The 12,753-nt window shown below is 58.2% G+C and carries 13 protein-coding genes; 6 read left to right on the top strand and 7 right to left on the bottom strand.

All coding sequences use genetic code 11. The features are described from left to right. Nucleotides 1-447, top strand: a complete 447-nt coding sequence (locus ACTRWH_RS12350; RefSeq protein WP_036203014.1) for a molybdenum cofactor biosynthesis protein MoaE — start codon at nucleotides 1-3, stop codon at nucleotides 445-447. A 216-nt stretch (nucleotides 448-663) separates the two neighbouring features. Here the strand turns inward: ACTRWH_RS12350 and trxA are convergent, their stop codons facing one another. Further along, nucleotides 664-990 (bottom strand): thioredoxin TrxA, encoded by a 327-nt coding sequence (gene trxA, locus ACTRWH_RS12345; protein ID WP_007153552.1) that lies wholly within the window; start codon nucleotides 988-990, stop codon nucleotides 664-666. A gap of 373 nt (nucleotides 991-1,363) precedes the next feature. On the opposite strand from trxA, the gene ppx reads away from it, so the two are divergent. Further along, the gene (ppx, locus tag ACTRWH_RS12340; protein WP_462826462.1) at nucleotides 1,364-2,875 is read left to right on the top strand and encodes an exopolyphosphatase; all 1,512 of its coding nucleotides are present in this window, start codon (nucleotides 1,364-1,366) and stop codon (nucleotides 2,873-2,875) included. On the opposite strand, the gene ACTRWH_RS12335 is transcribed toward ppx, so the two are convergent. Then, nucleotides 2,872-4,827 carry an ATP-binding cassette domain-containing protein gene (locus ACTRWH_RS12335; protein ID WP_462826461.1) on the bottom strand — a complete coding sequence of 652 codons (1,956 nt, stop codon included), beginning with the start codon at nucleotides 4,825-4,827 and terminating at the stop codon, nucleotides 2,872-2,874. The genes ppx and ACTRWH_RS12335 overlap by 4 nt on opposite strands. Before the next feature lie 48 nt (nucleotides 4,828-4,875). On the opposite strand from ACTRWH_RS12335, the gene ACTRWH_RS12330 reads away from it, so the two are divergent. The 3 genes from ACTRWH_RS12330 (at nucleotide 4,876) to ACTRWH_RS12320 (ending at nucleotide 6,602) form a co-directional block, all read left to right on the top strand. Next, on the top strand, nucleotides 4,876-5,406 hold the full coding sequence (locus tag ACTRWH_RS12330) for a DUF2390 domain-containing protein (RefSeq protein ID WP_091642217.1): 531 nt from the start codon (nucleotides 4,876-4,878) through the stop codon (nucleotides 5,404-5,406). Beyond that, nucleotides 5,400-5,786, top strand: a complete 387-nt coding sequence (locus ACTRWH_RS12325; RefSeq protein WP_036203003.1) for a hypothetical protein — start codon at nucleotides 5,400-5,402, stop codon at nucleotides 5,784-5,786. The genes ACTRWH_RS12330 and ACTRWH_RS12325 overlap by 7 nt, the downstream gene beginning before the upstream one ends. 105 nt (nucleotides 5,787-5,891) lie before the next feature. Continuing rightward, nucleotides 5,892-6,602 carry an FKBP-type peptidyl-prolyl cis-trans isomerase gene (locus tag ACTRWH_RS12320; protein WP_036203000.1) on the top strand — a complete coding sequence of 237 codons (711 nt, stop codon included), beginning with the start codon at nucleotides 5,892-5,894 and terminating at the stop codon, nucleotides 6,600-6,602. A gap of 73 nt (nucleotides 6,603-6,675) precedes the next feature. Here ACTRWH_RS12320 and ACTRWH_RS12315 read toward each other — a convergent pair whose 3' ends face one another. Together ACTRWH_RS12315 and ACTRWH_RS12310 are read right to left on the bottom strand one after the other, a co-directional pair. Beyond that, the gene (locus ACTRWH_RS12315) at nucleotides 6,676-7,158 is read right to left on the bottom strand and encodes an Rsd/AlgQ family anti-sigma factor (protein ID WP_041332608.1); all 483 of its coding nucleotides are present in this window, start codon (nucleotides 7,156-7,158) and stop codon (nucleotides 6,676-6,678) included. A gap of 89 nt (nucleotides 7,159-7,247) precedes the next feature. Continuing rightward, nucleotides 7,248-7,754, bottom strand: coding sequence for a disulfide bond formation protein B (locus ACTRWH_RS12310; RefSeq protein ID WP_036202995.1), 507 nt, complete (start codon nucleotides 7,752-7,754; stop codon nucleotides 7,248-7,250). A 161-nt stretch (nucleotides 7,755-7,915) separates the two neighbouring features. Here ACTRWH_RS12310 and ACTRWH_RS12305 point away from each other — a divergent pair, with 161 nt between their 5' ends. Then, nucleotides 7,916-8,368 (top strand): flagellar basal body-associated FliL family protein, encoded by a 453-nt coding sequence (locus tag ACTRWH_RS12305; protein WP_462826460.1) that lies wholly within the window; start codon nucleotides 7,916-7,918, stop codon nucleotides 8,366-8,368. Between the two features lie 36 nt (nucleotides 8,369-8,404). Here the strand turns inward: ACTRWH_RS12305 and rmf are convergent, their stop codons facing one another. From rmf to ACTRWH_RS12290, 3 genes are all read right to left on the bottom strand, one after another. After that, the gene (rmf, locus tag ACTRWH_RS12300) at nucleotides 8,405-8,617 is read right to left on the bottom strand and encodes a ribosome modulation factor (RefSeq protein ID WP_036202988.1); all 213 of its coding nucleotides are present in this window, start codon (nucleotides 8,615-8,617) and stop codon (nucleotides 8,405-8,407) included. A gap of 153 nt (nucleotides 8,618-8,770) precedes the next feature. Then, nucleotides 8,771-10,324: a glutamate--cysteine ligase gene (gshA, locus tag ACTRWH_RS12295; RefSeq protein WP_075194995.1), complete on the bottom strand. Its 1,554-nt coding sequence runs from the start codon at nucleotides 10,322-10,324 to the stop codon at nucleotides 8,771-8,773. Nucleotides 10,325-10,392: 68 nt separating this feature from the next. After that, nucleotides 10,393-12,723, bottom strand: coding sequence for a Tex family protein (locus ACTRWH_RS12290; protein WP_036202982.1), 2,331 nt, complete (start codon nucleotides 12,721-12,723; stop codon nucleotides 10,393-10,395). Nucleotides 12,724-12,753 lie beyond the last annotated feature (30 nt).

Genomic DNA, 12,753 nt, shown 5'->3' with positions numbered 1-12,753 from the left:
GTGATCCGCGTCCAGCAACAGGATTTTGACCCGGCTGAAGAGTACCGTGCCCTTCGGAACAGCGGTTCCGGCACCGGGGCCATCGCGACGTTTACCGGACTCGTTCGGGACAGTGGTGACCTGAGCGGTGTGACGGGGCTGTTTCTGGAGCACTATCCAGGGATGACGGAGCAGGTTATCGAGGGACTGGTTCATGAAGCCTCACAACGCTGGGATGTGCGGGACGCGCGGATTATTCATCGGGTGGGATCGCTGGCATTGTCTGATCAGATTGTGTTTGTGGGGGTGTGCAGTGCCCATCGTGGTGATGCATTTGCGGCCTGTGAGTTCATCATGGATGCACTAAAGACGTCGGCGCCGTTCTGGAAGAAGGAGATCACGGGCGACACGGAGCACTGGGTTGAGCAGAAAGCTGCTGATCTGGACCGGACTCAGAGTTGGGATTAACTCCGAAACTTTGTGGCCAGACGGCGAGTAATTCCGAACACCCCTTCCGAAAAACGCTTTGAATACGTCCGTGTACGCTTGGGCTCCGCCATCCTTGGCTCCGCACATTTTCGGAAGGGGTGTTCGGAACTACTCGCCTGACTGGTTGTTTGCCTGGCAATAAAAAACCGCCCGTGAGCGTTTGCTCAGGGGCGGCTTTTGGCCAACTCGCAGCAATCAGAGGTTGCTGTCGAGGAACGCAGCCAGCTGTGACTTGGACAGTGCGCCTACTTTGGTGGCGTCCACGTTGCCGTTCTTGAACAGCATCAGGGTGGGGATGCCGCGGATGTTGAATTTGGGCGGGGTCTGCTCGTTTTCGTCGATGTTCAGTTTGCAGACTTTCAGCTTGCCTTCGTACTCTTCAGCCATCTCTTCCAGGACTGGCGCGATCATCTTGCATGGGCCGCACCATTCTGCCCAGTAGTCGACCAGTACCGGTACGTCTGACTGCAGTACATCCTGCTCAAAAGAGGCATCTGTAACGTTTACAATATTTCCGCTCATTTCAGTTTCCCGATTCGTGCACCCACCAGCGGCTCTGGCCGCCTGAATGATGCTGTTGACTGTTCTGACAGTTGCCGCAAAAGGCTTGGGGCAACCGATTTCCTAAATTATTGTAAGCCTTACTTTACGCGATTGGTCAGGCGTATGTGAAGCGCTTCGTTCCACCCCGGCACTTCGGATTACCCTCATCCTGAGCAATACCGCCCCATTGCGTTACACCGCATATCGCTTATAGTAATCCCCAGGCATGGTGGTTAAACGTCCACTTTCGCCCTGATAACAATGGTTACATGAACGCTGCCGAGTTTCCGGCATGCAGTCTTTCAAGCTCCCTTCCCTCTATTTAGGGCCTGGCAGAAGGAATTCATTACACGTGACGGCCAACTCTTCCGCCACCCCGCCAGAACTGCTCGCTGCAATCGATATGGGCTCCAACAGTTTCCACATGGTGGTCGCCCGCCTGGTTCACGGTGAGATCCGCACCCTGGAGAAGATGGGGGAGAAGGTACAGCTCGGTGCCGGGCTGGACAGTCATAACCGTCTGACCGAAGACGCCCAGGAACGTGCCCTGGCCTGCCTTAGCCGTTTTGCCCAGAGGCTTCAGGGCATGCCACCGGAGGCGGTTCAGGTGGTGGGCACCAACGCGTTGCGGGTGGCGCGCAACGCCCATGAATTCATGACCCGGGCGGAAGAGGTGCTGGGATACCCGGTGGAGATCATTGCCGGCCGGGAGGAGGCCCGTCTGATTTACCTGGGCGTATCACACACCCTGTCGGATGACAGTGGCCGGCGACTGGTGATTGACATCGGGGGCGGTAGTACCGAGTTTATCATCGGGGAACGCTTCGAACCCCAGGAGCTCGAAAGTCTGCACATGGGCTGCGTGTCGTTCCGCAACCGATACTTTCCTGACGGCAAGATCACCCGCAAGCAAATGGATAAGGCCGTTACCCACGCCGAACAGGAACTGCTCAACATCCGTCAGCATTTCCGCAACAAGGGTTGGCAAAGCGCTGTAGGGTCATCCGGCTCAATCAAGGCGATTGCCAGCGTGTTGACCAGCCTCAGGATCACGGACGGCACCATCACCCTGGACGCGATGATGGAACTCAGGACCCGGCTGGTCGATATGGGCAAGGCTGAGAAGCTCGGTGACCTGGGCGTCCGCGCCGATCGCCAAAGTATCTTCCCCGCGGGGTTTGCGATTTTGATGGGCGCGTTCCAGTCGCTGCGGATAACCGAAATGACGTTCGCTGATGGCGCCCTGAGGGAAGGCCTGCTGTACGACATCGCCGGCCGGATTCAGCACGAGGATGTAAGGGTACGAACAATTCAGGCCCTGCAGGAACGCTACCACGTAGACCAGGAACACGGCAGCGCGGTGGAACACACCGCCATCGCGGCCTGGAGACAGGTGGCGAGCACTTGGGAGCTGAACACAGCAGTTGATGAAGAAGTGCTGCGCTGGGCCTGCCGGCTGCATGAAATCGGCCTGACCATTTCACACAGCCAGTACCACAAGCACGGCGCCTACCTGTTGCGGTATTCCGACCTACCCGGCTTCAGTCAACAGTTTCAGCGCGATCTGGCAACCCTGGTTCGTGGGCACCGGCGCAAGTTCTCTTCCGCCATTTTCGACGGGCTGAACCCCGAAGACGTTCCCCGTCTACGCTACCTGTGCGTGCTGGTTCGACTGGCAGTGCTACTGCAGCATCCGCGGAATCATGAGCAGCCCCCCGAATTCCGCCTGCACCCGTCTACCAATGGTCTGGCCGTGGAATTCACTGAAGGGTGGCTGGATGAACGCCCGCTAACCCTGGCCGATCTTGAAAACGAACGGGATTACCTGGCCAAACAGGATTTCACCCTGGAGGTGAAATTCTAGGGCGTTAGCTCTGCCTCAAGGCTCTCGACCGTTTCGCTGATTTCAAGCCATTCGGCTTCTACCTCTGCCAGACGACTCTTTGCTGCGGCCTGTTGACCCAAAAGTTCCTTTAGCTTCTGCTTACCCTGATCGGCATAGAGCTCCGGCTCTGAAAGGCTCTGCTCCAGTGTCACCAACGTGGACTGGAGCTGATCCATCTCTTTCTCCAGAGCCCCCTGTTGCTTGCGATAGGGGCTAAGTTTCTGGCGAATGGCCGCCTCCGCCCGCTTGCGGGCCTTGCGATCTTCGGCGTTCTCACCCGCACCACTATCCGCAGCCAATGCGTTACCGCCTGCGGCCTGGGCCTCACTACTTTCCCGGCGCGGAGCTTCGGTTTCGTCCTTGCGACGGTCCGCCAGCCAGCGCTCATAGTCTTCCAGGTCGCCTTCGTATTCCGTAACCCGACCCTCGTTCACCAGCCAGAAGTCATCAACCGTGTTACGCAGCAGGTGACGATCATGGGAAACCACCACAATCGCCCCCTCAAAGTTTTGCAGCGCCATGGTAAGGGCCTGACGCATTTCCAGGTCCAGGTGGTTGGTGGGCTCGTCCAGCAGCAACAGGTTGGGCTTTTGCCAGGCAATCACCGCCAGCGCCACACGGGCCTTTTCACCACCGGAGAATGAGCGAATAGCACTCAAGGCCTCGTCGCCGTGGAAGTCAAAGCCGCCCAAAAAATTACGGACACTTTGCTCGGAGGCTTTCGGGGCCAGCCGCTGCAGGTGCAGGAACGGGCTTGCGTCCAGGTCCAGCGACTCCAACTGATGCTGGGCAAAATAACCGATCGCCACGTGTTCTCCCGTGGTCCGCTCACCCCGCAACAGGGTGCTTTGCCCCCGCAGGGCATCCATCAACGTGGACTTGCCCGCACCATTGGGGCCCAAGAGACCAATACGACTGCCCGGCAGCAGTGACAAGTTGATGCCTTCGAGTACAACGGCGTCGCCATAACCCGCCGCGCCGTTACGAATCGACATCAGCGGATTGGACACTTTATCGGCTACCGGAAACCCGAAACTGAACGGGGAATCCACATGGGCCGGAGCAATCTTTTCCATGCGCTCCAGCGCTTTGACCCGGCTCTGGGCCTGGCGGGCTTTGGTGGCTTTTGCTTTAAAACGATCGATGAAACGCTGGATCTCGGCAATTCTTGCCTGCTGGCGCTCATACCCGGCCTGCTGCTGGGCAATGCGCTCACTGCGCTGGGTCTCAAATGATGAGTAATTACCCGTATACAGGTCCAGCCGCCGTTGGTCGAAATGCACCAGGTGAGTCGCCACACGGTCCATGAAGTCCCGGTCGTGGGAAATGAACAGCAGGGTGCCCTCGTACCGCCGCAGCCAGTTCTCAAGCCAAAGACAGGCGTCCAGGTCCAGATGGTTGGTGGGCTCGTCCAACAACAACAGGTCGGACGGGCGCATCAACGCCTGGGCCAGGTTGAGGCGTATCCGCCAGCCGCCGGAAAACGAAGACACTGGCCGATCAGCGTCGGCATCCGAAAACCCCAGACCTCTCAGCAACGCTTCCGCGCGGCGAGGCGCAGACCAGGCTTCATGGATGTCGAGCTCGCCATGAATACGGGCAATGCGGTGATCGTCACCCCGCTCTTCGGCGTCCGCCAACTCTGACTCCATGCGTCGCAGATCATAGTCGCCATCCAGCACAAAATCCCGAGCCGTGCGGGACGAGGCGGCCACTTCCTGAGCCATGTGAGCGATTCGGCACCCTCCGGGCAAAGACGCACTGCCCTGCTCCGGCGCCAGCTGCCCCAGCAATAACTGGAACAAACTGGACTTGCCAGCGCCATTGGCACCCACTATCGCTACCCGTTGGCCGGGCTGGATGGTCAGGTTGACGGCTTCTAGCAACCAGACGCCACCTCGTTGTAAACTGAGATCGGTTATCGTAAGCATAACGTAATGGTATCAAGGAACGTTTGATAAGGAACCGGCCTGGCCCCTATGGCGTGTAGCGGTAGCAAGATACCTGAGGATGCAGATCCGGAAAACCCATTGTGGCGGTTTGCCTGCCGTTTCTGGGAGTCCTCTGCAGCACGGGATGCGTGCCTCGGCCTGCAGGACCGAGGCTGGAGCGTTACCCGGATTCTCTGCGCAGCGTGGCTGGCCACCTCAGGCAACGTGCTTCCGGGTACTGAGAGCGCGCAGGTAACCGCATGGCGGCGCCAAGTCACGGAGCCGCTTCGATCAGCGAAGAAAACCATTACGAAGAATGACCCCGGCACTGCTATTGTAAGAGAGTGCATCGCCCGTAGCGAACTTGAAGCGGAACGGGTCGAGTTGGCCTTGGCCTATCAGGCTCTGGTTTCAAACAAACATACAGGCAGCGGTGAGGCAACAATGGCCAATCTGGCCCTCAGCAACTTGCTCGCCGCAGCACCAGAGAAGACAATGGATAACGAGACCGGCAGCTTGCTGGACATTTTGACCAGAGAACTGTCGACCCTCGTTGAAGGAGATAACAAGCCATGTTGATGAAATGGCTAATCCGGCTGGCGTTTCCCGCTCTCGGCGTCCTGGTGGCACTGATGTTTTTCGGCCTGAATGACCCCGCCGAAACCACCAGCAAACCCGCAAAGGCCGAAACCAACGCCGAAATTCCCGCGTTTGAGGGCCTGGTTCCCTCACCGGTTCCAACTGAAGGGCCCGACATCGTCTTCAAATGGAAGGATAGCGACGGCAGCTGGCACTACGCTGACAAGCCACCTGCGCAAGGGCCCTGGAACGCGCTGGCAATAGAGCGATCTGAAAGCAAGAGCGTACGCCCGCCCGTGTCCGACTCGGAAACCGATTGGCAATCGCCCTATCGCGCACCTTTTTCGCTCGGCCCTGACACTGCCAATAACGGTAGTTGAGATTACTCCCTTCCTTAACACATGTTCAGTGGCATCTGGCGACAGAACCCGTTACCTTTTGTGCGTTCCCGATCATTCAACGCAAGCTTAACTAAGGACGATGTAATGAGAAAAACCCTGATCGCACTGTCTGTGGCCGGTGTCATGGCAGGCTGTTCTTCTTCCCAGGAAGCGGTTCCGGAAGATCCGGCGCTGGAATCCACGGATGAGAAAGTCAGCTACGGCATGGGCCTGGTCATGGGCCAGAGAATGAGCAACGACCTGCCGAACCTTAAAATGGAGCAATTCCTCCAAGGCATTCAGCACGGCCACGACGGCGACGAAGAACAGACGCGAATGAGCCGTGAGGAAATCCAGGAAGCCCTGATGGCCTACCAGACTCAGCTCCAGGAGCAGGAGTCGGCCCAGGCGGAAGAACTGGCGAAGAAAAATCAGGAAGCCGGGGAACAGTTCCTCGCGGAGAACGCCAAACGCGACGGCGTCAAAACCACGGAATCCGGCCTGCAATATGAAATCCTGGAAGAAGGCGATGGTGAAAAGCCGACGGCCGAAGACCGCGTGCAGGTGCACTACACCGGCGAGTTGATCTCAGGCGAAGTGTTCGACAGCTCCCGCGAGCGCGGCGAGCCGGTCACCTTTGGACTGAATCAGGTCATACCGGGCTGGACCGAAGGACTGCAACTGATGTCTGAAGGCAGCAGGGCGAAACTCTACATTCCTTCGGAACTGGCTTATGGGCCTGGAGGAAACCAGCGGATCGGGCCCAACGAGACCCTGGTCTTCGACGTGGAACTTCTGGAAATCAATCCGGAATAAATAAGCCGCTTGGCAACAACGGCCACTCCCCCCATTTCCTTTTGGAATCGGGGGGAGGTTTCAAGCCGTCACCTCAAGCCGACGACATTACCTTGTCAGCATGGGCATTGTGCAGATGCTCAATCAGGAAATCTTCCATCTCAAACCGGCTTTCCAGAGTTTCACCGAGCTCTGATAGCTGCTGGAACAAATCGCGAACTTCGCTCTCCGTCAGCGACTGCCCGTTAAGGCGATCGTTGAAATTGAGTGCCGTTTCCGTGGTCTGCTCAATTTTCGGGTACAGCTTTGCCGCCAGCTCCAGTCCACCGTCGTTAAATTCACGGGCTTCCTGAACCAATTGCTCGTAAATTTCGAAGTGCCCTGCCGACACGTAATCCACCAGCACCTCACACAGCTTGATAAATTTCGTGCGCAGCGCCTCTGTCTGGGAATAGTCCGTCGTACCGGACAAATCGCAGTAGTGTACCAGCAGTTCCTGCCTTTCTTTCAGCCAGCGATCAATCAGCTCGCTGACGCCACCCCAACGCTCCCTGGCATTACGGCAATTATCCAACATGACGCCTATCTCCGGTTACCGCGTTCTGGTTTGATTTCTGTTGTATCGAAACTCAAGTTACCCCATGCCAGCGGTCGGTCGCAACCGTTTCATCCCTGTATCCATTCCGGCTTTCTTGGGGGCCGGAACAGCATCACCAGGCCGACAATCACCAGCAACAAGAAAAAGATGGCCGTCCAGCCAGGAATACTGAGCCCCAGGAAACGCCAGGTCACTTCGGCGCAATCGCCCGTGCCTTTCAGCGCCGTGGTCAACACCTCCATCCAGGGCAACACATCCAGCATGTAATCCACCGATGGCCCGCAGGCCGGCACCTGATCCGCCGGCAGGCTTTGAAGCCACAGTTGTCGGCCCGCCATCGCCAGGCCAGCACCGGCGCTGACAGACAACAATAACCCATAGACCCTTGCACCGAACCCATGGGGGCCATGGAGCGCTGCCAGGAGGCTGACGATGCCAGCGGCCATAAAACCGAATCGCTGCAGCCAACACAGAGGACAGGGCTCCAACCCCATAACGTGCTCCATGTAGAAGGCCACGCCAAGCAGCCCGGCGCATAGCAGGAATATCAGAAAGAAAACGGCTCTGGAGTTCAAAGGGGTACCTCGGGTTAACGTTCAGGTCAGTCTGTCGCCCGCCTTGGGCGGTAAAGCATCGGATGCTGCAACCGCGCATCGAGCCTGCTATTCTCCCAGCATCAGGTGGCGGCTGCGTGCGCCCAGCCACTTAACCTTAAACCAATACGAACTTCAAGCCTATGACACTTAAGCCAAAGTACCTTCTGCTGGCCCTGTTTTTTGCCTTTCCCCTGGCTCCAACCGCCTTTGCCCAGGAGGAAGAAGGGGGAGACGAGACACAGGAAGAGCAGGAAAAGGAACCAGCCATCACGGACTACATCGAAATGGATCCGCCCTTTGTCACCCACGTGGGGGACCCGGGCACCAAACTGACCTATCTCAAGGCAGCGGTTACCATCAGGGCGTCGAAGGAAACCACCCGCCCGGCGGTGGAGGCACACATGCCCAGGCTACGTCATGAGCTGGTGATGCTGTTCGGGGAGCAGACTGACGCGGAACAGCTGTCCTCGAAAGAGGGACAGCAGTCGCTGCGTGAAGAGGCCACGAAGAGAATAAACACGGCCCTGGAAGAGCAACAGACCGGTGAGAGCATTACCGGTGTGCTGTTTACGGAGTTCGTTGTACAGAAGTAATACAACGGCCGGGTGAGCAGGCGGCAAGCACAGGTATCAGGCGATGCGGGAGAACAGGTCGTCGACCGGCCGCGCCTCATTGGTAACCTGTTCAGCGTCTTCCCATCCTGCTTCCCAGGCGGCAACAACAACTTCTCCGCGATAGGGACAGCGGCTGCGTTCCATGCCCATAGAGGCGGCCATATAGCCCTGGCGATAGGCTTTATTCAGGGACTCAACATCCCACCCTAACTTGATGTCTCTGGCCATACCGGTTCTCCCTTTACCTGTAGCCACCATCAGATGCTGTCACTCTGCTTACAGAAACTAACAGCGCTAACCGAAGCTGACAAACGTTAATTACGTTTCTGTGCGACAGGTCCGGGGAGAGTGTGACGCCCGACCGGGAGGGGCACTCCCGGTTCAGGATTGCAGGTATTGCTCCAGGAATTCTCCGAATGGCTGGTTTTCGGCTTGCTCCATTTCATCCTGCTCGGAAAGCGAATCAGCGGTCATTTTGTCAAACGCCGCCATCACATCCGGCGACAGCCCTTCCCCTCGCAGCGTTTGCTGGTGCTGCCTGGACATTTCCAGCCCCCATTCCCGGTGACCCATGCCGGAAGCCTCCATGGCTTCAAGCACCTTCGCTGAAGGTAACTCACGCGGATCGTCGAGCTTGGCACGCTGGTCATCCAGCGCTCGCCGATAGGTGGAATCTCCGTTCAAGCTGTCCAACTGTTCTGCAAGGGGGGCAAGACGGTCCATCAGGGCAATGGCAGCGTCACCGACCCGGCCGCGTTCACCGGAGCGACAGATCGTCAGGTCCGGATTCCGGCCCCTAGCCACCACATCCTGGTAATTGTCATCAAGGCGATCGCATTCGTCATCGTCAATGCGGGGGCTGTCTGACAGCAGGCAGTCCAGCAGGAACAGGTCAAGAAAATCGATCTGGCTTTCGTTAACGCCAACCGGGGAGAACGGATCCAGGTCCAGGCAACGCACCTCAATGTACTCCACGCCCCGTGACTCCAGGGCCTGTATCGGCTTTTCCCCACGCTCGGTGGTGCGCTTTGGCCGCACGGCGCTGTAGTACTCGTTCTCAATCTGCAGCACGCTGGTGTTGATCTGGATGAATTCGCCGTCGCGCCGGGTTCCCATCTTTTCGTAAGCTGGCCACGGGGTATGAATCGCCCTGAACAGAGTGTCGGTATAGGTCTTCAGTTCATTGAAACAGATATTCAGCGATGCCTGAGCGTTGTTGTGATAGCCCAGATCGCCCATGCGCAGCGATGTGGCCTCGCGGCCATACCAGGTATCATCGCTGAACCTGCTCAGGTCATGACGTACACCCGCCACAAAGCTGGCATCCAGCGCCGGAGAAGCGCCGAACAGCAGCATCAGCATCCAGCTGCGACGACGGAAATTGCGGATCAGCCAGAAATACTGGTCCGACTTGAAGTCCTGCAGGCTTTGTTGGTTACCAAGGGCGTCCTGCCAAAGCCTCCAGAAACTGTCAGGCAGCGACAGGTTGTAGTGGGCGCCAGCAATGCTTTGCATCATGCGACCGTAACGCACGGCCAGCCCCTGGCGATACACATGCTTCAAGCGACCGATATTGGCAGTGCCATACTCGGCAATGGGAATGCTCGCGTCGCCGTCCAGCTCACACGGCATACTCGCGGCCCAGAACACCTCATCCCCAAGATTGCACTGAACGAAGCGATGGGTATCCCGGAGCGAATCGAGCATCCCTCGCGTGGTATCGAACACCGGGGTAATCAGCTCCAACAAAGCTTCGGAGTAATCCGTGGTGATACGGGGATGGGTCAGCGTGGAACCCAGCGAGCGGGGGTGCGGAGTCTGTGCGATAAAGCCGTTGCGATCGACCCGCAGGCCTTCTTTCTCAACGCCTTTTCGAAATCCGGCCCATTGGTTGGCCGTGAACTGCTGAAAAAGCTGATGGCGGGATTCACCCATGAATGACTCCTGCTTGAATGGCCGCCGGGAACACCGGCGGCCATTACGGTAGTGTGTAGCGGCGCGGGTTAACGGCCGTCTTTGCGGGCCGACGCCAGAGCCTGTGCCAGCGCTCCGGCCATGGCACCCTTCTGCCCGCTGTCTGCGCCCTTGTGGCGGTCATTTCTTGCGGAAGGTTTGCCACCTTTACTGCTGGAGCCGGCGCGGTTGTCGGATTTCTCCCCGGGCTGGTCATCCATACGCATGGAAAGCGCAATCCGCTTTCTCGGGATATCCACGTCCATCACTTTCACCTTGACGATATCCCCTGCCTTGACCACTTCCCTCGGATCTTTCACGAAGGTATTCGACAACGCAGAGATATGCACAAGGCCATCCTGATGGACGCCGATGTCCACGAACGCGCCGAAATTGGTCACGTTGGTGACCGACCCTTCCAGCACCATACCCGGCTTCAGGTCATTGAGGGTTTCCACTCCCTCCTCGAAGCTGGCAAAGCGGAACTCCGGCCGGGGGTCACGGCCCGGCTTTTCCAATTCCGTAATAATATCCTTTATGGTCGGCAGACCAAACTGTTCGGTGACATAGTCCTGCGGGTTCAACGAGCGCAGGAAATCGGCGTCGCCGACGATACCTTCAATCTTGCGATTGTTCTGGCGGGCAATAGCCTCAACCACCCCATAGGCTTCCGGGTGCACCGACGAGCGGTCCAGCGGATTGTCGCCCCCCGCAATGCGAAGGAAACCGGCCGACTGCTCAAAGGTACGATCACCAAGGCGGGACACTTTAAGCAACTGCCTGCGATCACGGAACACGCCATTCTGGTTACGAAAATCGACGATATTCTGGGCAATACTCTGGTTCAGGCCGGACACCCGTGCCAGCAGGGGGATGGATGCGGTGTTGAGATCCACACCAACACCGTTAACACAGTCCTCCACCACGGCATCCAGGCTGCGGGCCAACTGAACCTGAGACACGTCGTGCTGGTACTGCCCCACACCGATGGACTTGGGTTCGATCTTCACCATTTCCGCCAGTGGGTCCTGCAACCGGCGGGCGATGGAAACCGCCCCGCGAATGGTCACGTCCAGGTCCGGCAGTTCGCGGGAGGCGAATTCAGAGGCGGAATAGATCGAAGCACCGGATTCGCTGACCACAATCCGCGCCAGCTTCAGCTCCGGGTAACGCTTGCTCAGGTCCGCGACCAGCTTTTCGGTTTCGCGGGAGGCCGTACCGTTACCAATGGCCACCAGTTCAATGCGGTACTGCCGACACCAGCTCGCCAACTGTTCAATGGACTGGTCCCACTGGTTGCGGGGCGCGTGCGGGAAAATACCACCGTGACCCACCACCTGGCCGGTGCCGTCGATGATGGCCACCTTCACACCGGTGCGCAGGCCGGGGTCCAGCCCCAGTGTGGCGCGGGGGCCCGCCGGCGCCAGTAACAGCAGATCCTTGAGGTTGGCGGCAAACACATTGATGGCCTCGGTTTCTGCCGCTTCCCGCACCTGGGCCATAAGGTCGGTTTCGATCTGGGTGGACAGCTTTACGCGCCAGGTCCAGCGCACCACTTCCGACAACCAGCGGTCGGCCGCACGGCCGTTGTCACGGATATGCCAGCGCGCGGCAATACGCTGTTCCGCCGGATGGGGCTGGCGACGGTCGTCTTCCGCATCGCCAACCACAATGGAGTAGGTAAGCACGCCTTCATTGCGCCCCCGGAGGATGGCAAGCGCACGATGGGATGGCACCTTTTTCAGTGGCTCGACATGGTCGAAGTAGTCGCGGAACTTGGCACCTTCATTTTCCTTGCCGTCCACCACGGTGACCTTGAGCTGCCCCTGCTGCCAGATAAAGTCACGCAGCTCACCCAGGAGTTCCGCATCCTCGGCAAAGCGTTCCATCAGAATGTAGCGGGCACCATCAAGCGCGGCCTTGGTGTCGGTAACACCGGCCTCATCATTGATATAGCCTTCCGCTGTGCTCTCTGGCTCCAGCGTGGGGTCGTCATACAGGGCATCGGCCAGGGGCTCCAGACCGGCTTCACGGGCAATCTGCGCTTTGGTTCGGCGCTTGGGCTTATACGGCAGGTAGAGGTCTTCGAGGCGGTTCTTGGTGTCCGCCGAATCGATGCTGGCACGCAGCTCATCGGTCAGCTTGCCCTGCTCCTCAATGCTGTTGAGGATCGTGGAACGACGGTCTTCCAGCTCACGCAGATAACGCAGGCGGTCTTCCAGGGACCGTAACTGGCTGTCATCGAGCGAACCGGTGACTTCCTTGCGATAACGGGCAATAAAAGGAACGGTGGCGCCACCGTCCAGCATTTCAACGGTGGCATTCACCTGCTGTTCACGAACACCCAGTTCGTCAGCAATGCGCCTGATGATACTGTTCATGCAACCTCATCTGATGCTTACGAGTCAAAG

The sequence above is a fragment of the Marinobacter sp. G5_S1_61_S3 genome (genome assembly GCF_054968585.1).
Note: the sequence above shows the minus strand (reverse complement) of the source record. Positions and strands in the feature narration are given on the sequence as shown.